This window comes from Stenotrophomonas sp. STEN031, assembly GCF_056759975.1.
This window is the reverse complement of sequence record NZ_JBRREA010000025.1, coordinates 1-18,605: the sequence shown is the minus strand read 5'-3', so window position 1 is coordinate 18,605 and position 18,605 is coordinate 1. Positions and strand designations below refer to the sequence as shown.

17 protein-coding genes are annotated in these 18,605 nt (G+C 65.1%); all 17 read left to right on the top strand.

Features of this window, described 5'->3' with window-relative positions; all coding sequences use genetic code 11:
• Nucleotides 1-8 precede the first annotated feature (8 nt).
• Nucleotides 9-773 carry a Fe-S cluster assembly ATPase SufC gene (sufC, locus tag ACVOLQ_RS12595; RefSeq protein WP_282271346.1) on the top strand — a complete coding sequence of 255 codons (765 nt, stop codon included), beginning with the start codon at nucleotides 9-11 and terminating at the stop codon, nucleotides 771-773.
• Nucleotides 773-2,035, top strand: coding sequence for a Fe-S cluster assembly protein SufD (gene sufD / locus ACVOLQ_RS12590; protein ID WP_481528229.1), 1,263 nt, complete (start codon nucleotides 773-775; stop codon nucleotides 2,033-2,035). The genes sufC and sufD overlap by 1 nt, the downstream gene beginning before the upstream one ends.
• Nucleotides 2,032-3,288, top strand: a complete 1,257-nt coding sequence (locus ACVOLQ_RS12585; RefSeq protein ID WP_481528228.1) for a cysteine desulfurase — start codon at nucleotides 2,032-2,034, stop codon at nucleotides 3,286-3,288. The genes sufD and ACVOLQ_RS12585 overlap by 4 nt, the downstream gene beginning before the upstream one ends.
• A gap of 273 nt (nucleotides 3,289-3,561) precedes the next feature.
• The gene (locus ACVOLQ_RS12580; RefSeq protein WP_481528227.1) at nucleotides 3,562-4,098 is read left to right on the top strand and encodes a GNAT family N-acetyltransferase; all 537 of its coding nucleotides are present in this window, start codon (nucleotides 3,562-3,564) and stop codon (nucleotides 4,096-4,098) included.
• The gene (locus ACVOLQ_RS12575) at nucleotides 4,095-4,427 is read left to right on the top strand and encodes a non-heme iron oxygenase ferredoxin subunit (RefSeq protein ID WP_481528226.1); all 333 of its coding nucleotides are present in this window, start codon (nucleotides 4,095-4,097) and stop codon (nucleotides 4,425-4,427) included. Before ACVOLQ_RS12580 ends, ACVOLQ_RS12575 begins: the two co-directional genes overlap by 4 nt.
• Nucleotides 4,428-4,673: 246 nt before the next feature.
• The gene (locus ACVOLQ_RS12570) at nucleotides 4,674-5,114 is read left to right on the top strand and encodes a hypothetical protein (protein ID WP_481528225.1); all 441 of its coding nucleotides are present in this window, start codon (nucleotides 4,674-4,676) and stop codon (nucleotides 5,112-5,114) included.
• 125 nt (nucleotides 5,115-5,239) lie between these two features.
• The gene (locus ACVOLQ_RS12565; RefSeq protein ID WP_481528224.1) at nucleotides 5,240-7,531 is read left to right on the top strand and encodes a TonB-dependent receptor; all 2,292 of its coding nucleotides are present in this window, start codon (nucleotides 5,240-5,242) and stop codon (nucleotides 7,529-7,531) included.
• Nucleotides 7,532-7,673: 142 nt separating this feature from the next.
• Nucleotides 7,674-8,381 carry a tetratricopeptide repeat protein gene (locus ACVOLQ_RS12560; RefSeq protein ID WP_481528223.1) on the top strand — a complete coding sequence of 236 codons (708 nt, stop codon included), beginning with the start codon at nucleotides 7,674-7,676 and terminating at the stop codon, nucleotides 8,379-8,381.
• A gap of 21 nt (nucleotides 8,382-8,402) precedes the next feature.
• A complete protein-coding gene (locus tag ACVOLQ_RS12555) occupies nucleotides 8,403-9,080 on the top strand; it encodes a Fe2+-dependent dioxygenase (protein ID WP_313170420.1) in 678 nt (225 codons plus the stop codon).
• A gap of 275 nt (nucleotides 9,081-9,355) precedes the next feature.
• Entirely contained in the window at nucleotides 9,356-9,769 is a 414-nt protein-coding gene (locus ACVOLQ_RS12550; protein WP_481528222.1) for a hypothetical protein, read from the top strand.
• Nucleotides 9,770-9,887: 118 nt separating this feature from the next.
• Nucleotides 9,888-12,302, top strand: a complete 2,415-nt coding sequence (locus ACVOLQ_RS12545) for a TonB-dependent receptor domain-containing protein (protein ID WP_481528221.1) — start codon at nucleotides 9,888-9,890, stop codon at nucleotides 12,300-12,302.
• Between the two features lie 217 nt (nucleotides 12,303-12,519).
• The gene (locus ACVOLQ_RS12540; protein ID WP_481528220.1) at nucleotides 12,520-13,596 is read left to right on the top strand and encodes an acyltransferase family protein; all 1,077 of its coding nucleotides are present in this window, start codon (nucleotides 12,520-12,522) and stop codon (nucleotides 13,594-13,596) included.
• A gap of 90 nt (nucleotides 13,597-13,686) precedes the next feature.
• On the top strand, nucleotides 13,687-14,328 hold the full coding sequence (locus ACVOLQ_RS12535; RefSeq protein ID WP_481528219.1) for a PepSY-associated TM helix domain-containing protein: 642 nt from the start codon (nucleotides 13,687-13,689) through the stop codon (nucleotides 14,326-14,328).
• A 25-nt stretch (nucleotides 14,329-14,353) separates the two neighbouring features.
• Nucleotides 14,354-14,875, top strand: a complete 522-nt coding sequence (locus tag ACVOLQ_RS12530) for a DUF2271 domain-containing protein (RefSeq protein ID WP_313170411.1) — start codon at nucleotides 14,354-14,356, stop codon at nucleotides 14,873-14,875.
• A 25-nt stretch (nucleotides 14,876-14,900) separates the two neighbouring features.
• A complete protein-coding gene (locus ACVOLQ_RS12525) occupies nucleotides 14,901-15,707 on the top strand; it encodes a DUF4198 domain-containing protein (RefSeq protein WP_481528218.1) in 807 nt (268 codons plus the stop codon).
• Nucleotides 15,708-15,884: 177 nt separating this feature from the next.
• The gene (locus tag ACVOLQ_RS12520; RefSeq protein WP_481528217.1) at nucleotides 15,885-16,859 is read left to right on the top strand and encodes an FAD:protein FMN transferase; all 975 of its coding nucleotides are present in this window, start codon (nucleotides 15,885-15,887) and stop codon (nucleotides 16,857-16,859) included.
• Nucleotides 16,856-18,466 (top strand): sulfite reductase subunit alpha, encoded by a 1,611-nt coding sequence (locus ACVOLQ_RS12515; protein ID WP_481528216.1) that lies wholly within the window; start codon nucleotides 16,856-16,858, stop codon nucleotides 18,464-18,466. Before ACVOLQ_RS12520 ends, ACVOLQ_RS12515 begins: the two co-directional genes overlap by 4 nt.
• Nucleotides 18,467-18,605 lie beyond the last annotated feature (139 nt).

Here is an 18,605-nt window from a genome sequence, read left to right as displayed (position 1 = left end):
GCACCCTCATGCTGAAGATCGAAAACCTCCACGCAAGCATCGGCGACAAGGAAATCCTCAAGGGTCTGTCGCTGGAAGTGAAGCCGGGCGAAGTGCACGCCATCATGGGCCCGAACGGCGCCGGCAAGTCCACCCTCGGCAATGTCCTGTCCGGCCGCGACGGCTACGACGTCACCGCTGGCAGCGTGCAGTTCGAAGATGGCGACCTGCTGGAGCTGGAACCGGAAGCACGCGCCGCCGCCGGCCTGTTCCTGGCCTTCCAGTACCCGGTGGAAATCCCCGGCGTCAACAACACCTACTTCCTGCGTGCCGCGCTCAATGCGCAGCGCAAGGCACGCGGCGAGGAAGAACTGGACTCGATGCAGTTCCTCAAGCTGGTCCGGCAGAAGCTGGCCGTGCTGCACCTGAAGGACGAGCTGCTGCACCGTGGCGTCAACGAAGGCTTCTCCGGTGGCGAGAAGAAGCGCAACGAGATCTTCCAGCTGGCCGTGCTCGAGCCGAAGCTGGCGATCCTCGACGAAACCGACTCCGGCCTGGACATCGATGCGCTGAAGAGCGTGGCCGATGGCGTCAACGCGCTGCGTTCGCCGGAGCGTTCGTTCCTGGTCATCACCCACTACCAGCGCCTGCTCGACTACATAAAGCCGGACGTGGTGCACGTGCTGGCCGACGGCCGCATCGTCAAGACCGGTGGCCCGGAACTGGCACTGGAGCTGGAGGCCCACGGTTATGACTTCCTGAAGGACCGCGTGGTCCGCGAGGCGGCCAAGTAATGAGCGCTCTTCTGGAGTCACTGGCCGGCACCTTCTGCGGCAGCAAGGAGCGCGCTGAGCTGCTTGAAGCTGCGCTCAAGACCGGCCTCCCCGCCGCCCGCAACGAGGCCTGGAAGTACACCTCGCTGCGCCAACTGGAGCGCCGCAGCTTCACCGCTGCACCGCTGCAGGCCCCAGCCGTCGATGCCGCGCTGCTGGCTGACATTCCGTCGCCGCGCCTGGTTTTCGTCAACGGCCGCCACAGCGCTGCGCTTAGCGATCTGTCGTCGCTGGATGCCGGCGTACAGGTACGCACCTTGTCGGCCGTACAGAACGAAGAGCCGGATGCATTGCGCTTCCTCGGCCGTCGCTTCGAACGCGCCGACGAAGTGTTCGCCCAGCTCAACGCCGCACTCGCCGATGAGGGCGTGCTGGTGCAGGTCGCCGACGGCATCGTCAGCGAAACCCCGCTGCATCTGGTGTTTGTCAGCGCGGCGGATTCCAGCGACCACGCCTGGCATCACCGTCACCTTGTCGAGCTGCGCCGTGGCGCCGTGTTCGGCCTAGTCGAGCACCACCTGCAGGCTGGCGACAGCGCGCACCTGGACAACACCCTCGTCCACGTCCACATCGCCCAGGACGCGCTGCTGTCGCATGCCCGCGTACAGGCCGACAGCGCGCGCGCCACTTCGCTGCTGCGCACCGACGCGGTGCTGGCCCGCGATGCCGAATACCGCCGTATCGACCTGGAACTGGGTGCAGCACTGAGCCGCCATGAGCTCAACGTGCGCCTGGAAGGCGACAACGCCAAGCTGACCGCCAATGGCGTGCTGCTGGGCACCGGCCGCCGCCATATCGATACCCGCCTGGGCATCGAGCACATCGCCAAGAACACCAGCGCCGAACTGGTCTGGCGCGGCGTTGCCGCCAACCGCAGTCGCGTGGTGTTCCACGGCGGCATCGGTATCCGCGAAGGCGCCGATGGCACCGATGCCAATCTGTCCAACAAGAACCTGCTGCTGTCGGCCGATGCCGAGATCGATACCCAGCCGACGCTGGTGATCGACGCCGACGAGGTCAAGGCGGCGCACGGCGCCACCGTTGGCCAGCTCGACGCCAATGCGCTGTTCTACCTGCGCTCGCGCGGCGTACCGGCAGAACAGGCCCGCGCCATGCTCAGCGCGGCGTTCTGCCACGAGCCGCTGTCCGCGGTGGAAGGCGCTCTCACCGAAAAACTGGCCCGCCACCTGGACCAGGCACTGCAACAGGCAGGCATGGCATGAACCTCAGTTCCCCGCGTCCGATCCACCACACGGCCACCGCCCCCGACTGGGAGCGTGTGCGCGCCGACTTCCCGCTGCTGATGCGCGAAGTCAACGGCAAGCCGCTGGTGTATTTCGACAATGCCAATACCGCGCAGAAGCCGCTGTCGGTGATCGGCGCGGTGGACGAGTTCTACCGCCGCTACAACGCAAATGTCAGCCGCGCGGTGCATGCGCTCGGCACCGAAGCCACCGACGCCTACGAAGGCGCGCGCACCAAACTTGCGCGCTTCCTCAACGTGCGCGCCGATGAGCTGGTGCTGTGCAGCGGCACCACCTTCGCGATCAACCTGGTCGCGTATTCGTGGGCCTTGCCGCGTTTGAAGGCTGGCGATGTGATCCTGGTCTCGCGCATGGAGCACCACGCCAACATCGTGCCGTGGCAGCTGGTTGCCCAGCGCACCGGCGCCAGCATCCGCGTGGCCGAAATCCGCCCCGACGGCAGCCTGGACCTCGATGCGCTGCATGCAGCAATGACCCCGGAAGTGAAGCTGCTGGCGCTCACCCACGTCTCCAACGTGCTGGGCACCATCAACCCGGTCCGTGAGATTTGCCGTGAAGCGCGCAAGCGCGGCATCATCACCGTGATTGATGGCTCGCAGGCTGCCCCACACCTGACGCTGGACGTGGCAGCGATCGGCTGCGATTTCTACGCCGTGACCGGCCACAAGATGTGCGGTCCCACCGGCACCGGTGCGCTGTGGGCACGCCGCGAGCATCTGCAGGACATGCCGCCCTTCCTTGGCGGTGGCGAGATGATCAAGGAAGTCAGCTTCGACGGCACCGTGTTCAATGACGGCCCGCACAAGTTCGAAGCCGGCACCCCGAACATCGCCGGTTTCATCGGCTTGGGCGTCGCGGTGGACTACCTGGAGGAGCTCGGCCGCGAGCACATCGAAGCGCGCGAGCAGGAACTGCTGGCCCACTTCACCGAAGAACTGCAGCGCGTTGAAGGCCTGCGCATCTTCGGTACTGCGCCGAACAAGGCCGCGGTGGTGTCGTTCCAGATCGAAGGCGCGCATGCGCACGACCTGGCGACCCTGCTCGACCTGCAAGGCGTTGCCGTGCGTTCCGGCCAGCACTGCGCGCACCCGCTGCTGCAGTACTACGGTGTCGCGGCCACCTGCCGCGCCTCGCTGGCGTTCTACAACACGCATGAAGAGATTGAAGCCTTCATGGCCGCATTGAAGAAGGTCCGCAGCCTGCTGGGCTGAGAACAGCGGCTGGTTTTGTAGGAGCGGCGTGAGCCGCGAAGCCACAGTTCCAACAGCACAAAGCTCAACCCCTCCCCAGCCCTCCCCTTGCCTGCGGCAAGGGGAGGGAGCGTAGAGCCGCAACTGCACCAGCTCGCGGAGAACCAACCCTTCCCTAGCCCTCCCCTTCTCTACGCGAAAAGGAGGGGACATTTCTTCCGTTTCGGCAGAAATCCCGGTATCCCAAGACACCTCCCATCGTGCGTTCCAGCTCCCAGCGCTAGAATGCAACGCATGAACACGCTGACCTTCCGCACCGCCACCGCCGCCGACATCCCGGCCCTGATCGATCTGGTCACCTCCGCCTACCGTGGTGACGCCTCGCGCGTGGGCTGGACCACCGAGGCCGATATCCTCGACGGCCAGCGCATCGACGCCGCCGGCATCCAGGGCGATCTGGACCGCCCGCGCAGCGTGATCCTGCTCGCCGAACAGGACGGCCAACTGCAGGCCTGCTGCCACGTCGCCGATGAGAACGGCCACGGCTATTTCGGCATGTTCTCGGTCAGCCCGGCCGCCCAGGGCGGTGGCATCGGCAAGCAATTGATGCAGCGCGCGGAACAGCATGCCGCCGAACAATGGCAGCTGCCCACCATGCAGATGACGGTGATCGACTGCCGCGACGAACTGATCGCCTTCTATGAGCGCCGCGGCTACGTGCGCACCGGCATCAAAAAGCCGTTCCCGTATGGCGACGAACGCTTTGGCATCCCCAAGCGCGATGACCTGCAGTTCGAAATCCTGGAAAAGGCGCTGGGGGCCGCTGCATGAGCGAGACCTGGACCTTCATCTGCGCCAGTGAAGAACTGCTGCCGGGCGAGCTGAAAAGCGGCTTCGACGAGGTCACCGGCGCCCCGATCGTGGTGTTCAATCTCGACGGCGAGCTGTATGCCCTGGAAGACCAGTGCACGCACGAGGAGTTCGAACTGTCCTCCGGCACCTTGGACCCGGACGAAGGCAGCATCGAGTGCATCCTGCACGGTGCCCGCTTCGACATCCGCGACGGCCGCGCCCTGTGCGCGCCCGCCTATACAGCCGTACCCAAGTTCCCGGTAAAGCGCGAACACGGCGGCATCTGGTCGCGCGACGACCGCGACTAAGCACCCGGCCGCTGGGTTGATCCGGGGGGCGTGCTGGCTGCCCCCGGCACGCCGGTGGGCAGCTCCCCAGCGTTGGCGGCTGCTGTCTTCACCCTTTCCCTACCCTTGCCTGCATCCGGCTGATCGGCACTGTGCCCCCGACGACCGGCGCTGTCCGGTAGGTGTTGGCATTGAAAACGCAAACAATTCTCAATAAGATGCGCATCTGTCGCGATAACGCGAAATTAACGGCCCGCATCTTTCCCCATGTCCTCACCCTCCACCAAGGCTCCTACGCTGACTGTCGCCACCGTGCGGCAGCGCCTGCCTTGGCTGATGCTGGTGTTCGGCATGTTGCTGGTCTGGGCCGTAGCTCTGCAGGCCAAGGCGGAGGTTGCCGTCCCGACGGCGCTGGCAGGTTTCGAGCAGGTGCAGGTCTCGCCTGAACCCGGCCATCCGCAGCAGCCGCTGCAGATGACCGCGATCAGCGAATCCGGTGCTGAATCCTCACGTGTCGGCAAGCAACGCCCTGCACCCATGCTGTCCAGCCCGTTGCGGCCGGCCTCGTTCACTCCCAGCCGCGTCTTCCTGACTGCCGCCAGCGACACGCTGCTGCTGCACGCGGTTGAACGTGCCCAGCGCTACCCGCTGGCCCCCTGCCTGCTGCTCAATCCCGGCCACGCCCCGCCGCGTACCCACGCCGCTTGAGCCGCCGCAGGCGGATCCGCGCGTCCGCTACGCGCCGTCGTTGACCTCCCGCTCCCGATTTCCGCCCGCAGCGCCATCCGGCCTGTCGTGCCAGTCCGTTTCTTTTCTCCCGGATATACCCGTCCATGACCCATATCAAGACCCGCAAGTACGCGCCGCGCGCCACCATGCTCGCCACCGCCACCCTGGCTGCCGGCTTCTCGCCGCTGACCGCGCTGGCCGCCGACGCAGATGCCGATTCGGCCAAGAACAAGGCCACCGACCTGGACCAGGTGCAGGTCCGCGGCAGCTGGTTCGCGCCGTCCTCGCCCAAGTTCACCGCTGAACTGCTGGATACGCCGAAGTCGGTGGCCGTGGTCAGCGAGAAGACCATCCAGGAAATCGGTGCGACCAACCTGGTCGACGCGCTGCGCATGGTGCCGGGCATCACCTTCGGTGCCGGCGAAGGTGGCAACTCCACCGGTGACCGTCCGTTCCTGCGTGGCTTTGACGGCCAGAGCAACATGTTCGTCGACGGCCTGCGCGACGTCGGTACGCAGACCCGCGAAGTGTTCGACCTGGAACAGCTGGAAGTGGTCAAGGGCCCGAGCTCGGCCTACGGTGGCCGTGATTCCGGCGGCGGCAGCATCAACCTGGTCAGCAAGACCCCGAAGCTGAAGAACGAAACCAGCGCCAGCATGGGCATCGGCACCGACAGCTATGCGCGCGGCACCGTCGATGCCAACTACGTGCTCGGCGACGGCATCGCCGCACGTTTGAACCTGCTCAAGCACGAGTCCGACATCGCCGGTCGTGACGTTGCCAATGTCAGCCGCTGGGGTGTCGCGCCGTCGATCGCATTCGGCCTGAACGGTCCGCTGCAGCTGATCGCCAGCCATTACCACCTGGAAACCGACGACATGCCCGATGCCGGCGGCTTCCCGTACGGCGACCCGGCCACCAAGACCACCGTCGGCGCACCGCTGGTTCCGAACCGCAACAACTACTACGGTCTGATCGACCGCGACTTCCAGCGCACCCGTGCCGACATCAGTACCCTGGACGCCAGCTACGCGTTCGGCGAGCACAAGCTGCGCAACATCGCGCGTCTGGGCAATACCAGCAATGACTACCTGTGGACCCAGCCGGACGACAGCAAGAACAACCCGCTGCAGTACGGCACCCTGTGGCGCCGTACCAACAACCGTGCGATCGACACCAAGACCTTCGCCGACCAGCTGAGCCTGACCGGTGCGTTCCAGACCGGCGGCCTGAAGCACAGCTACAGCGCAGGCGTCGAGTACAGCGAAGAAAAGAGCAGCAAGGGCAGCTACGTGATCGGCGGCGCCGGCACCAACAACCCGATCGGCAACAACCAGGTGTGCAAGACCACCGGCGCGGCAACCGGCTACAACTGCACCGATTTCTACAACCCGAACCCGAAGGATCCGTGGTCGGCCACCCACCCGGTGACCCGCAGCGACAAGGCGCTGGATATCGAGCAGACCACCAAGACCAAATCGGTGTATGCGTTCGATACGATCGAGATCACCGAACAATGGCTGGTCAACCTCGGCCTGCGCTGGGACGACTACGACACCGAGCAGGTCACCCCGGTCCTGAACAAGGCCCCGACCGTGCTGCGCAACAGCGACGGCTTCCTCAACTACCAGGCTGGCGTGGTGTTCAAGCCGACCGCCAACGGCAGCATCTACCTGTCCTACGGCACCTCCTCGACCCCGCCGGGCATGGACAGCGGTGAAGGCAATGACTCGATCAGCGCCGCCATCCAGAACCTGAAGCCGCAGGAGACCAAGAACTACGAGCTGGGCACCAAGTGGGACCTGCTCGACAAGCGCCTGAATCTGACCGCCGCCATCTTCCACACCGAGATGAGCAATGCGCGCGTCACGGTTGACTCCGGCAACACCGAGAACGCGGGCAAGAAGGCGATCAATGGCCTGGAGCTGGGCGTCACCGGTCAGATCACCGACAGCTGGAACGTCTCTGCCGGCTACACCTACATGGACTCCGAGCTGAAGGACAACGGCTTTGTCTGTGGCGTCACCGTGCCGCGCGGCCAGCCATGCCCGGCAGGCCAGTACGTCGTCTCGCCGAACAACGGCAACGTGTTCCCGAACACCCCGAAGCATGCCGCGACCTTGTGGACCACCTATGTGCTGCCGTTCGGCCTGACCATCGGTGGTGGCGCAAGCTACGTCGACAAGCAGTACGGCGACGCGGCCAACACCAAATGGATTCCCAGCTACACCCGTTGGGACGCCATGATCGGTTACGCCATCCAGGACAACATCAGCCTGCAGTTGAACGTGCAGAACCTGACCGACAAGACCTACTTCACCAAGGCCTATGCCTCGCACTACGCGAGCATCGCCCCGGGTCGCGCGGCCACCCTGGCACTGAACGTCAAGTTCTGATCCAGGCATGACCAACAGCGGCGGCAGGTGCAGACCTGCCGCCGTTGTGCTTTTCCGGTCCCCCCGCAACAGACGACGGCTCCTCCCCCACTGGCTACCATCAGCAGCAGAAGCCGCTGCAAATCGGGTCACAGGCAAGACCATGTCCAATCCCTTACCCACCGATACCAACACGCTGGCACAACAGCTGCTAAGCGATCCGCAGGGTGCGTTCACACAGGTCCGCGAGGCCGCCTTGGGTGGCCAGCTGGATGCACAGCTGCTGCTGGCCCAGCTCTACATCGAAGGCAAGGGCGTGGCACGTGACGAACACGCCGCCCTGCTCTGGTACGAGACCGCCGCCAACAACGGCAGCGCGCTGGCGATGAACATGCTCGGCCGCTGCCATGAGCTGGGCCAGGGTTGCACACCCGACGCCACGCTGGCCGCCGTCTGGTACCGCAATGCCGCCGAGGCCGGGCTGGACTGGGGCATGTACAACCATGCCAACCTGCTCGCCACCGGCCGCGGCGTGCCACAGGACCGGCCGCGCGCGCTGGCGCTGTATACCCAGGCCGCGCATATGGGCCACGCCAAATCGATGAACCTGCTGGCGCGGCATCTGGAAGACGGCCTGGACATCGAACGCGATCCACAGGCCGCCCTTGCCTGGTATCAACGTTCGGCCGAAGCCGGCGATTTCCGTGGCCAGGCCAACCTCGCCTCCATCCTGCTGCAGCAGGGCCAGGTCGAGCAGGCCGTGCATTGGCTGCGGCTGGCCCTTGCCCATGGCAGCCCGGCGTTCATGGCGCATATCGTGCCCGAGCTGGCCGCCTCCCCCCATCCGCAGATCCGCGCACTGGTCGCCTGAGCCAGGCGCCGAGGAACTCCCATGCTGCTGCATATTCCCAACGTACTCAGCGCCGAACAGATCGCGCAGTTCCGCCGCAAGCTGGACGCCGCCGACTGGACCGACGGCCGCGAAACCGTCGGCCACCTCGGTACCCATGCCAAGCGCAACGAGCAGTTGCCGGAGAACTCTGCGCTACGCCGCGAACTGGGCGAGACCGTGTTGCTGGCGCTGGCCCGCAATCCGTCCTTCTTCAGCGCCGCGCTGCCGCTGAAATACCTGCCGCCGCGCTTCAACCGCTATGCCGGTGGTGGTACTTACGGCTTCCATGTCGATGGCTCGGTGATGAACCTCGGCCAGGGCGAGCAGCTGCGTTCGGATCTGTCCTGCACGCTGTTCCTGTGCGAGCCGGAGGAATACGACGGCGGTGAGCTGATCATTGCCGACACCTACGGCGAGCATGAAGTGAAGCTGCCGGCCGGCGACCTGGTGCTGTATCCGTCCAGCAGCCTGCACAAGGTGCAGCCGGTGACGCGCGGCGCGCGCCTGGCCTCGTTCTTCTGGGTGCAGAGCATGGTCCGTGACGATGCCCACCGCCGCCTGCTGTGGGAGATGGATACCTCCATCCAGCAGCTCACCCAGGATTGCCCGCAGCACCCCTCGCTGGTCAGCCTCACCGGCATCTATCACAACCTGCTGCGGCAGTGGGCTGAGACCTGAGCAACACATAGCGCCGCCGGCAGAGAGTGCGTAGCCCGGGTAAGCAAAGCGCACCCGGGGCCGCGGGGCCCACCGCAGAAAATTCGATAGATCCCCGCCTCCCGGGTGCGCTGCGCTTACCCGGGCTACGTCGGCTGCCACACATGATGCCAATCAGCGATTGATATTCGTCAAATTGATATCAATTCTCATTTGCAAAAGTTAACTAATCGTATCTACAATGCCGCACCGCGCACGCCGGCCCCTGTCGCCGCGTCCGCAATCCGGGGATACGCATGCACCAACCACAGCGCCAGCACGCACAGACCAACGCCAGTTCCGGCGCTGTCAGCCTGCGTCCGCTGGCCTTGTGCATGCTGTTGTTGCTGTCGCTGCTGGCAGCGCTATGCCAGAACGGCGCCCAGTTTTCCCGGCTTGGCCTGACCCAGAGCGGCCATGCCTCGGCGCCGGCTGAAGAACGTCAAGGCGGCGAACGCCACCTGGAAGAAGAAAGCCCGGCCAAGCTGCGCCGGGTAGCACAGTTGCGCGCGCCACGCGCAGTCCAGCCCCAGCCAGATGTGCAGCCGCTGCTGTCTGCAGTGGTCGACGTCACTCCCATCCGCACGGTCATCCCGGCATCCGAGCCGGTCATTGCCCATGCACTGGCCAGCCCACGCCAGCAGCGCGGGCAAGCGCCACCGCTGAGCTGACGTTCCACACGTAGTCGTTTCCGCTACATCCCTTTCTTCTTCCCAGCTTGCCCTGCACGCGCCCAGCGCCAGCAGCGATTGCAACTGCTCTCCGCATTTCCAAGATCGAGGTATTCCCATGGCCCTGCGCCAGCGTCACCGCGTGTCCGTTTCCCGCCAACTGCTCAGCCTCGCCGTGCTCGGCGCCATCAGTGCCAGTGCACACGCCAACGGCAGCGGTGCGCCGACCACGCTGGACAAGGTGGTCGTCACCGCCAGCGGCTTCGAGCAGAAGATCACCGATGCGCCGGCCAGCATCAGCGTGGTCAGCCGCGAGGAACTGGCCCTGCGTCCTTACACCAGCCTGGTCGACGCATTGCGTGACGTCGAGGGCATCGACGTCGGCATGGAAACCACCGACAAGAACGGCCGCGCCACCATCTCCATGCGCGGCATGCCCTCCGAGTACACGCTGGTGCTGATCGATGGCCGCCGCCAGAGCAATGTCGGCAACCTGTACCCGAACAACTTCGGCGGCGGCCAGTTCGCCTACATGCCGCCGTTGGACGCGGTGGAGCGCATCGAAGTGGTACGCGGCCCGATGTCGACCCTGTACGGTGCCGACGCCATGGGCGGCGTGATCAACATCATCACCCGCCGCAACCAGAACGAATGGCATGGTTCGGTGACGCAGGGCTTCACCGTGCAGCAGGAAGATGCCTTCGGCGACGCCCGCACCACCGATCTGTACCTCAGCGGCCCGCTGATCAAGGACCGCCTCGGCATGACCGTGCGCGGCAGCTGGTACGACATCGACGAGTCGCGCCCCGAATGGGATTCCCTGCCCTTGCCCGATGGCAGCCGCTGGGAGCGTGCGCTTGGCTTTGGCGGCGGTGGCAAGGCGGTCGCCAATACCAACTGGAACAGCGGCATCCGCCTGAACTTCAAGGCCAGCGACAACGACGACCTGTGGCTGGACTACGACGTATCACGCCAGAAATACGACAACAGCCAGGGCCAGACCGGCACCCTGGACAGTGCTGCAAGCCTGTGGCGCAGCGGCGTGGCCACCATCCCCAACGGCAACGGCGGCACCACCAGCCGCCGCGTGGTGCAGCCGCGCGTGGGTTATACCGCCTACCAGCGCTATGAGCTGGACCAGCTGTCGCTGACCCACCAGGGCCGCTACGACTTCGGCACCTGGCAGACCAGCCTGTCGCGCACCCAGAGCAACAACCTCGGCCGCTCGCTGCCGCTGACCCTGGCCGAACGCGCCGACCTGCAGACGCTGTGGAACGATGTCTGCCGACGCCGCGGCCAGGCGGCCAACTGCAACATGGCCAGCGGCAACCTGTCGGTACTCAATGACGCCGAGCGCGCGCGCCTGGAGGCCTTCCTGCCGCGTCCGCTGCGCACGATGGAACTGGATGCCATGGTGCTCGACACCATGCTCGACCTGAGCTTCGGTGCGCACAAGGTCACCGTGGGTGGCCAGTACAACAACACCGATATGACCGACGGCGTGTTCGGCATGGACGGCAACGGCTACCGCGACAACGTCAAGCAGAAGCACCGCACCTGGTCGGTGTTCGCCGAGGACAACTGGGCGCTGACCGACGCACTTACCGCGACCCTGGGCCTGCGTTATGACCACCACAACATCTTCGGCAGCCATGTCAGCCCGCGCGCCTACCTGGTGTGGAATGCCAACGATGCCTGGACCGTCAAGGGCGGCATCAGCACCGGCTACAAGACCCCGCGTCCGGACCAGTTGTTCCCGGGTGTCACCGGCTTCGGTGGCCAGGGCGTGATCCCGATGGTCGGTTCGCCGCACCTGAAGCCGGAAACCAGCACCAACTACGAAATCGCCACCTATTACGACGGCGGCCGCTGGGGCTTCAACGCCACCGCCTTCCTCAACCGCTTCGACGACAAGATCGCCAGCGGCGGCAGCTTCGCCAACTGCGAAGTGGCGCCTGCCAACAGCGGCTACTGCGTGGACGTGGGCCCGGGCTGGGCGGCGTTGGGTTACAGCGTCTTCAGCCAGAGCGTGAACCTGGACAAGGCCGAAACCCGCGGCGTCGAACTGGCCAGCCACGTTGACCTGCTCGACAACCTGCAGTTGCGCGGCAACTACACCTATACCAAGAGCGAACAGACCAGCGGTGCCACCAAGGGCCAGCCGATCGCCGGCAATCCGGCCAAGCACATGGCCAATGCCAGCCTGAACTGGCAGCTCAACGAGGCCATCAGCCTGAGCCTGATCGGCGAAGGCCGCTACGACCGTTACCGCGACACGCTGGTCTCCAACATCGGCGGCGTCAGCAGCTCGACCGTGCGTTATTACGAGGACTACACCACCTTCCACCTGGGCGGCAGCTGGAAGCTCAACGACTGGCTGACCGTCAATGCACGCGTCAACAACCTGTTCGACAAGGACTTCGTCGCGCAGTCGTGCATCCTGACCTCGCCCAGCGAATACAGCTGCGTTGACGACTACGCGGTGAAGGAACAGCGCCGCAGCTACTGGCTGTCACTGAACGCACGTTTCTAAGCACCGCGGCGCATGGCACCGGCATCTGCATCGCCGGTGCCGGTGCCGGTGCCGGTGCCCACCGATGGTGGATGCTGTTCAACCGGATGTTTGCGTCATCCGCAATCCGATGCCAGAACGCTGGCATCGGATTTTTTTGTGGGAGCGGCACTGGGCTGTGCCGGCAGATCCACGATCCCGGTGCTAAAGTCCGCACACCTTTAACCCCGCTTTTTCAATGACCAGCCGCACTTTCCACTCCGTACAGGCGCTGCGCGCCATTGCCGCATTGCTGGTCGTCGTGTTCCACCTGCAGATCGTGGAGCAGAAATACTCTGCAACCGCACCGCTGATCCCAGCCTTGATGCGCTACGCCGACAGTGGCGTGGATCTGTTCTTCGTGCTGTCCGGCTTTGTGATGACCACGATTGCCGCCGGCAGCTACGGCAGCCCCCACAATGCCGGGCGTTTCCTGCTGCGTCGTTGCTGGCGCGTTCTGCCACTGTATTGGCTCTACACCAGCGTGGTGGTGGCGCTGATGCTGCTGGCGCCGGGCATGGCCAATAGTTCCTACCAGGACCAGAGCATCGTTGCCTCCTATCTGCTCTGGCCGCAATCACAGCTGCCGCTGCTCACCGTGGGCTGGACGCTGATCCACGAGATGTTCTTCTACTTGGTGATGGCCGGGATGATCGCCTTCGCCCGTGAATCGCTGTTGCCTTGGCTGCTGCTCGGCTGGGCTGTGCTGACCCTGTGTGCGCAGCAACTGCTGGGCCCCGCCGCCGCGCCATGGCAGCTTGTTGCCAGCAGCCCACTTACCCTCGAGTTCATCGCAGGTGCCTTGGTTGGCCTGTACTGGCAACGACTGCCCGCAGCTCTCGCACTTCCGGTGGCCGGGTTGGGCGCGGCGGGCTTCCTGTCTACGCTGCTGATACTTGCTGGCCTGGATGCCGCCGCGCCCTCGGCGGCACTGCGTGCACTTGGCTTTGGCCTGCCAGCAGCACTGCTGACCCTCGGGCTGGTGCGCTGGGAGCGTGCCAGCGCGCCAGTGCTGCCACCTGCGCTGCTACGGATCGGCGACAGCTCCTATTCCTTGTACCTGAGCCATGTCTTCGTCATTTCCGCCGCGGGCCGACTCTGGCAGAAAAGCGGGTGGAACAGCACCACCTGGCAATCCGGCCTGTTCGTGCTGTTGACCCTGTTGGCCTGTGTTGGTGCCGGGCTCGTGTCCTGGCGGCTGCTGGAACAGCCGTTGCAGAAGTTGTCATCACTGCGCCGCCGACGTGCCCAGGCACCCGACATCCTCGCGGAGTGAGTTTGGCGGTCTTTTGGATACAAATCGATACAAATTGCGAATCATTCTCATTAGTGATCTAATCGCACTCCTTCCATCCCCTCTTTCCCCGTGTCCGCAGATCGCAGCACCACCATCGTGCAACAACAGGCCAGCCGCGGTTTCTGGTTGCGCACCCTGCATCAGTGGCACTGGATCAGCTCGGCGGTCTGCCTGATCGGCATGCTGCTGTTCTCGCTGACCGGCATCACCCTGAACCACGCATCCAGGATCGAAGCCAAGCCGCAGGTGCAGAACCAGCAACTGGAACTGCCAGCGCCGGTGCTCAAGGCCCTGGGTGATCGCGAAGACGGCAACGCACCACTGCCCGCGCGCGTAGCGGATTGGCTATCCAGTCGCCTGGAAGTGTCCATTGGCAGCCGCGAGGCGGAGTGGTCGCCGGAAGAAATCTATTTGTCCATGCCCGGCCCCGGCAGTGATGCCTGGTTGAGCATTGACCGCGAAACCGGCGCGGTGGAGTTTGAAAAAACCCGTCGCGGCTGGGTCTCTTATTTCAATGACCTGCACAAGGGCCGCAATGCGGGCCCGGGCTGGGGTTGGTTCCTCGACGTCTTTGCGGTGGCCTGCCTGGTGTTCTGCATCACCGGCCTGTTCCTGTTGCATCTGCATGCGCGGCAGCGGCGCATGACCTGGCCGCTGGTCGGCCTGGGTTTGCTGATCCCGCTGCTGATTGCCCTGCTCCTCATCCACTGACCGTCTTTCTCTCCGGAGTCGCACCATGCGCGTCACCTTGACCATCGCCCTGAGCGGTTTGATTGCCACCGCTCCTGCCGCCTACGCCGCCAGCCTCGACGTCAATGTCGAAGTGCCCAAGCTCAACGTGGCCGAATACCACCGCCCGTATGTCGCGGTGTGGATCGAAGGTGCCGACCAGCAGGTCGCCGCCAACCTGTCGGTCTGGTATCAGCTCAAGGACACTGCCGAAGGCCATGGCACCAAGTGGCTGCCGGACCTGCGCCAATGGTGGCGCAAGAGCGGCCGCACCCTGCAGGTGCCGGTCGATGGCGTGACCGGCCCGACCCGCCCGGTCGGCAAGCACCAGCTCAGCTTCAGCGACCGCCAGCCGCAACTGCGCGCGCTGCCCGCCGGCCAGTACTCGCTGGTGGTGGAAGCCGCACGCGAAGTCGGTGGCCGCGAACTGGTCAAGATTCCCTTCACCTGGCCAGCCCGTGCCGCGCAGAACGGCCGTGCCCAGGGCACCTCCGAACTCGGCACCGTCACCCTCGCCGTCAAGCCCTGATCCCCCTTACCAACGGAGCCAACCGATGAAGCGTTCCCTCCTGCTTGCCGCCACCATCGCTGCAGCATTGCCGTTCTCCGCCGCCGCCCACAAGGCCTGGCTGCAGCCGTCGCAGACCGTCATTGCCGGTACCAACCCGTGGATCACCGTGGATGCGGCCGTTTCCAACGACCTGTTCTACTTCAACCACGTGCCGCTGCGCCTGGACAACCTGGTGATCACCGCACCGGACGGCAGCACCGTGCAGCCGCAGAATGCCGCCACCGGCAAGTACCGCAGCGTGTTCGACGTCGAACTGACCCAGCAGGGCACCTACCGCCTGGCCACCGTCAATGCCGGCCTGTCGGCCAACTGGCAGGAAGACGGCAAGCCCAAGCGCTGGCGCGGTAACGCCGCCACCTTCGCCACCGAAGTACCGAAGGACGCCAAGGACCTGAAGGTCTCCGAGACCGCCGGCCGCATCGAGACCTTCGTCACCAACGGCAAGCCGAACGACACCGCTCTGGCGCCGACCGGCAAGGGCATGGAACTGGTTGCCCTGGGCCATCCGAACGACCTGTTTGCCGGTGAGCAGGCCAAGTTCAAGCTGCTGGTTGATGGCAAGCCGCACGCTGGCCTGGAAGTCGAGATCACCCGTGGTGGCACCCGTTACCGCAACGCCCAGGAAGAGATCAAGGTCACCACGGACGCCAACGGCGAGTTCTCGGTGACCTGGCCGCAGGCGGGCATGTACTGGCTGGAAACCGGCACCGAGGACAACAAGACCTCGATCCCGCAGGCCAACGTCCGCCGCCTGAGCTACGTCGCCACGCTTGAAGTGCTGCCGCAGTAAAGCTCAAAACCCCTCTCCCTCCGGGAGAGGGGTTGGGGTGAGGGCAAAGCCGAAGCAGCATCAATGAAATTGGCTGCCGGCCAGAACAGCAAAAGCTCCCCCTCATCCGCCCCTTCGGGGCACCTTTTCCCGTAAACGGGAGAAGAAACACCTGCCCCAGCTGGCTTTTTGATACCGATGTCCACCAACGCCGACATCGCCGCCCTTGGCGGCCACACCATGGGCACCAGCTGGAGCGTCAAGCTGGTGGCTGCACGCAGCCGTGACCTGCACCCGCTGCATGCAGGCATCCAGGCCGAACTCGACCGCGTCGTCGCGCAGATGAGCACCTGGGAAGCCGACTCGGACATCAGTCGCTACAACCGCGCCACCGCCAACAGCTGGCACGCACTGCCCGATGACTTCTGGAACGTACTCAGCACCGCGCACGACATCGCCGAGCGCAGCGCTGGCGCCTTCGATCCCAGCATCGGGCCTTTGGTCGCCCTGTGGGGCTTTGGTGCCGATGCCGGCGCACGGACGGTGCCCGATCCGGCGCGCCTGGCCGAGGTCGCCGCACGCTGCGGATGGCACAAGCTGCAGCTCGACCCGCAGACCCGAAGCGCGCTGCAACCCGGCGGCCTGCAGCTGGACCTGTCAGCCATCGCCAAGGGTTACGGCGTGGATCTGGTCAGCGCCTGGCTGCGCCGTATCGGCATCAGCGCCGCACTGGTCGAGGTCGGCGGCGAACTGCATGGCTACGGTTTGAGGCCCGACGGCCAGCCCTGGCGCGTGCTGGTCGAATCCGCACCCGAAGAAGACGCCGGCGCCGAGTACCCACCGCGCGTGCTGGCGCTCGATGATCTGGCGGTTGCCACCTCCGGCGACCGCTGGCACCAGTTCGAGCGCGATGGCATCTCCTACAGCCACACCCTGGACCCACGCAGCCACGCCCCGGTCAGCCGCGCAGCTGCGGCGGTAACGGTCATTGCCCGCGATGCGATGCATGCCGATGCCTGGGCCACCGCGCTCACCGTGATGGGGGCCGAAGAAGGCCTGGCCTTTGCCAACGACCATGACTTGGCTGCACGCTTCATCACCCGTGGCAGCAATGGCCTTGTCGAAACCATGACGCCCGCCTTCCAGCGTCACCTGGACGCCAGCACGCAATGAATCCCAATCGTTCCACCCGCGCCCTGCTCGGCAATCTCGCTGTTGGCCTCGGCCTGCTGCTGATCGCGCTATTGCTGCTGCGCCTGCATCTGGGCGAACGCTGGTGGCCGGCCGCACCATTGGCATCGCAGTGGTGGATGGCGCTGGCAGCGCTGGTGGTCTATGCCGCAGCCTGCTTCGCGCTGTGGTGGTGTACCCGCCAACGCGATGACGACAACGGCGACAGCAATGAACCGCCGATCCTGGTGGCATGGTCCAGCCAGACTGGCTTTGCACAACAATTGGCACAGCGCACCGCCGCGCATCTGCGCGCTGCCGGGCACAAGACCCGCCTGCGCGCCATCGACCAGGTTGATGCTGCGCTGCTCTCCAGCAGTCGCCAGGCCCTGTTTGTCGCCGCCACCACCGGTGAAGGGGATCCGCCGGATCATGCGCTCGCCTTCCTGAGCCGGGTAATGCCAAAGCCGTTGCAGCTTCCACAGCTGCAGTACGCGGTGCTGGCACTGGGCGACAAGACCTACGAGCACTACTGCGCATTCGGCCATCAACTCGACGAGTGGCTGCGCACTCACGGCGCGCAACCGCTGTTCGATACGGTGGAAGTGGACAATGCCGATGCAGACGCACTGCGCCATTGGCAGCAACTGCTGGGCCAACTTGGCGGGGAAGCCAGCCATGCCAGCGATTGGAGCGCACCGGCCTATCAATCCTGGCTGCTGCGCCAACGTGAAGTACTCAACCCCGGCAGCATCGGCGGCAAGGTTTTCCACCTGCAACTGCAGCCCACCACGGGCACCCTGCCGGACTGGCAGGCCGGCGACATCGCCGAGATCGGCCCACGCCAATCCGCCGATGCGGTAATGCAGTGGCTGCAGGCAAACCGGTTCGATGCCGCAACCGTGCTGGCCGATGGCCGCACGCTGGCGGACGCCCTCGCCCGCTCCTACCTGCCGGATGGCACCGACAATCACGATGCCAATGCGTTGGCAGCCAGCCTCAAGCCCCTGCCCCATCGCGAATACTCGATTGCGTCAATGCCTAGCGAAGGCAGCCTGCAACTGATGCTGCGCCGGCAATTGCGCCCGGATGGCACACCCGGCCTGGCCAGCGGCTGGCTCTGCGACTACACGCAGATCGGCGACAGCATTGATCTGCGCCTGCGCAGCAACAGCAATTTCCATCCGCCGGCCAACGACACCCCGCTGATCCTGATCGGCAACGGCACCGGCATCGCTGGCCTGCGCGCGCACCTGCGCGCACGCATCGATGCAGGGGCACACCGCAACTGGCTGCTGTTCGGCGAACGCAATGCCGCCCACGATTTCCATTTCGGTGCCGAGCTGCAGCGATGGCAGCGCGAAGGCGGCATCGAGCGACTCGACACAGTTTTCAGCCGCGATGACGGCCAGTTCCACTATGTGCAGGACGCACTGGCCGCACACAGCGATGTGTTGCGGCAGTGGCTGGACGACGGCGCCACCATCCTGGTCTGCGGCAGCCTGCAAGGCATGGCCCCGGCGGTGGACAAGGTGATCATCGATGCGATTGGTGCCGATGCGCATCAAGCGTTGCGTATCGCAGGGCGCTATCGCCGCGACGTGTACTGATCGCAACAACGCTTCACCTGTAGTGCCGAGCCATGCTCGGCAAGGGCATTACAAGCAATCCCAACGTAGTGCCGCGGCCGCCCCCGCAGAAGCGTAGACGCGGTTGTCACAAACCAGCAAACAGAACCCCGAAAAGTAA

What these genes read in the sequence shown, in the direction of transcription:
- ACVOLQ_RS12530 (WP_313170411.1), top strand. Translation starts at nt 14,354, where the DNA reads ATGCGCGTCACCTTGACCATCGCCCTGAGCGGTTTGATTGCCACCGCT.
- ACVOLQ_RS12585 (WP_481528228.1), top strand. Translation starts at nt 2,032, where the DNA reads ATGAACCTCAGTTCCCCGCGTCCGATCCACCACACGGCCACCGCCCCC.
- ACVOLQ_RS12515 (WP_481528216.1), top strand. Translation starts at nt 16,856, where the DNA reads ATGAATCCCAATCGTTCCACCCGCGCCCTGCTCGGCAATCTCGCTGTT.
- ACVOLQ_RS12575 (WP_481528226.1), top strand. Translation starts at nt 4,095, where the DNA reads ATGAGCGAGACCTGGACCTTCATCTGCGCCAGTGAAGAACTGCTGCCG.
- sufC (WP_282271346.1), top strand. Translation starts at nt 9, where the DNA reads ATGCTGAAGATCGAAAACCTCCACGCAAGCATCGGCGACAAGGAAATC.
- ACVOLQ_RS12580 (WP_481528227.1), top strand. Translation starts at nt 3,562, where the DNA reads ATGAACACGCTGACCTTCCGCACCGCCACCGCCGCCGACATCCCGGCC.
- ACVOLQ_RS12560 (WP_481528223.1), top strand. Translation starts at nt 7,674, where the DNA reads ATGTCCAATCCCTTACCCACCGATACCAACACGCTGGCACAACAGCTG.
- sufD (WP_481528229.1), top strand. Translation starts at nt 773, where the DNA reads ATGAGCGCTCTTCTGGAGTCACTGGCCGGCACCTTCTGCGGCAGCAAG.
- ACVOLQ_RS12520 (WP_481528217.1), top strand. Translation starts at nt 15,885, where the DNA reads ATGTCCACCAACGCCGACATCGCCGCCCTTGGCGGCCACACCATGGGC.
- ACVOLQ_RS12525 (WP_481528218.1), top strand. Translation starts at nt 14,901, where the DNA reads ATGAAGCGTTCCCTCCTGCTTGCCGCCACCATCGCTGCAGCATTGCCG.
- ACVOLQ_RS12565 (WP_481528224.1), top strand. Translation starts at nt 5,240, where the DNA reads ATGACCCATATCAAGACCCGCAAGTACGCGCCGCGCGCCACCATGCTC.
- ACVOLQ_RS12555 (WP_313170420.1), top strand. Translation starts at nt 8,403, where the DNA reads ATGCTGCTGCATATTCCCAACGTACTCAGCGCCGAACAGATCGCGCAG.
- ACVOLQ_RS12550 (WP_481528222.1), top strand. Translation starts at nt 9,356, where the DNA reads ATGCACCAACCACAGCGCCAGCACGCACAGACCAACGCCAGTTCCGGC.
- ACVOLQ_RS12540 (WP_481528220.1), top strand. Translation starts at nt 12,520, where the DNA reads ATGACCAGCCGCACTTTCCACTCCGTACAGGCGCTGCGCGCCATTGCC.
- ACVOLQ_RS12570 (WP_481528225.1), top strand. Translation starts at nt 4,674, where the DNA reads ATGTCCTCACCCTCCACCAAGGCTCCTACGCTGACTGTCGCCACCGTG.
- ACVOLQ_RS12545 (WP_481528221.1), top strand. Translation starts at nt 9,888, where the DNA reads ATGGCCCTGCGCCAGCGTCACCGCGTGTCCGTTTCCCGCCAACTGCTC.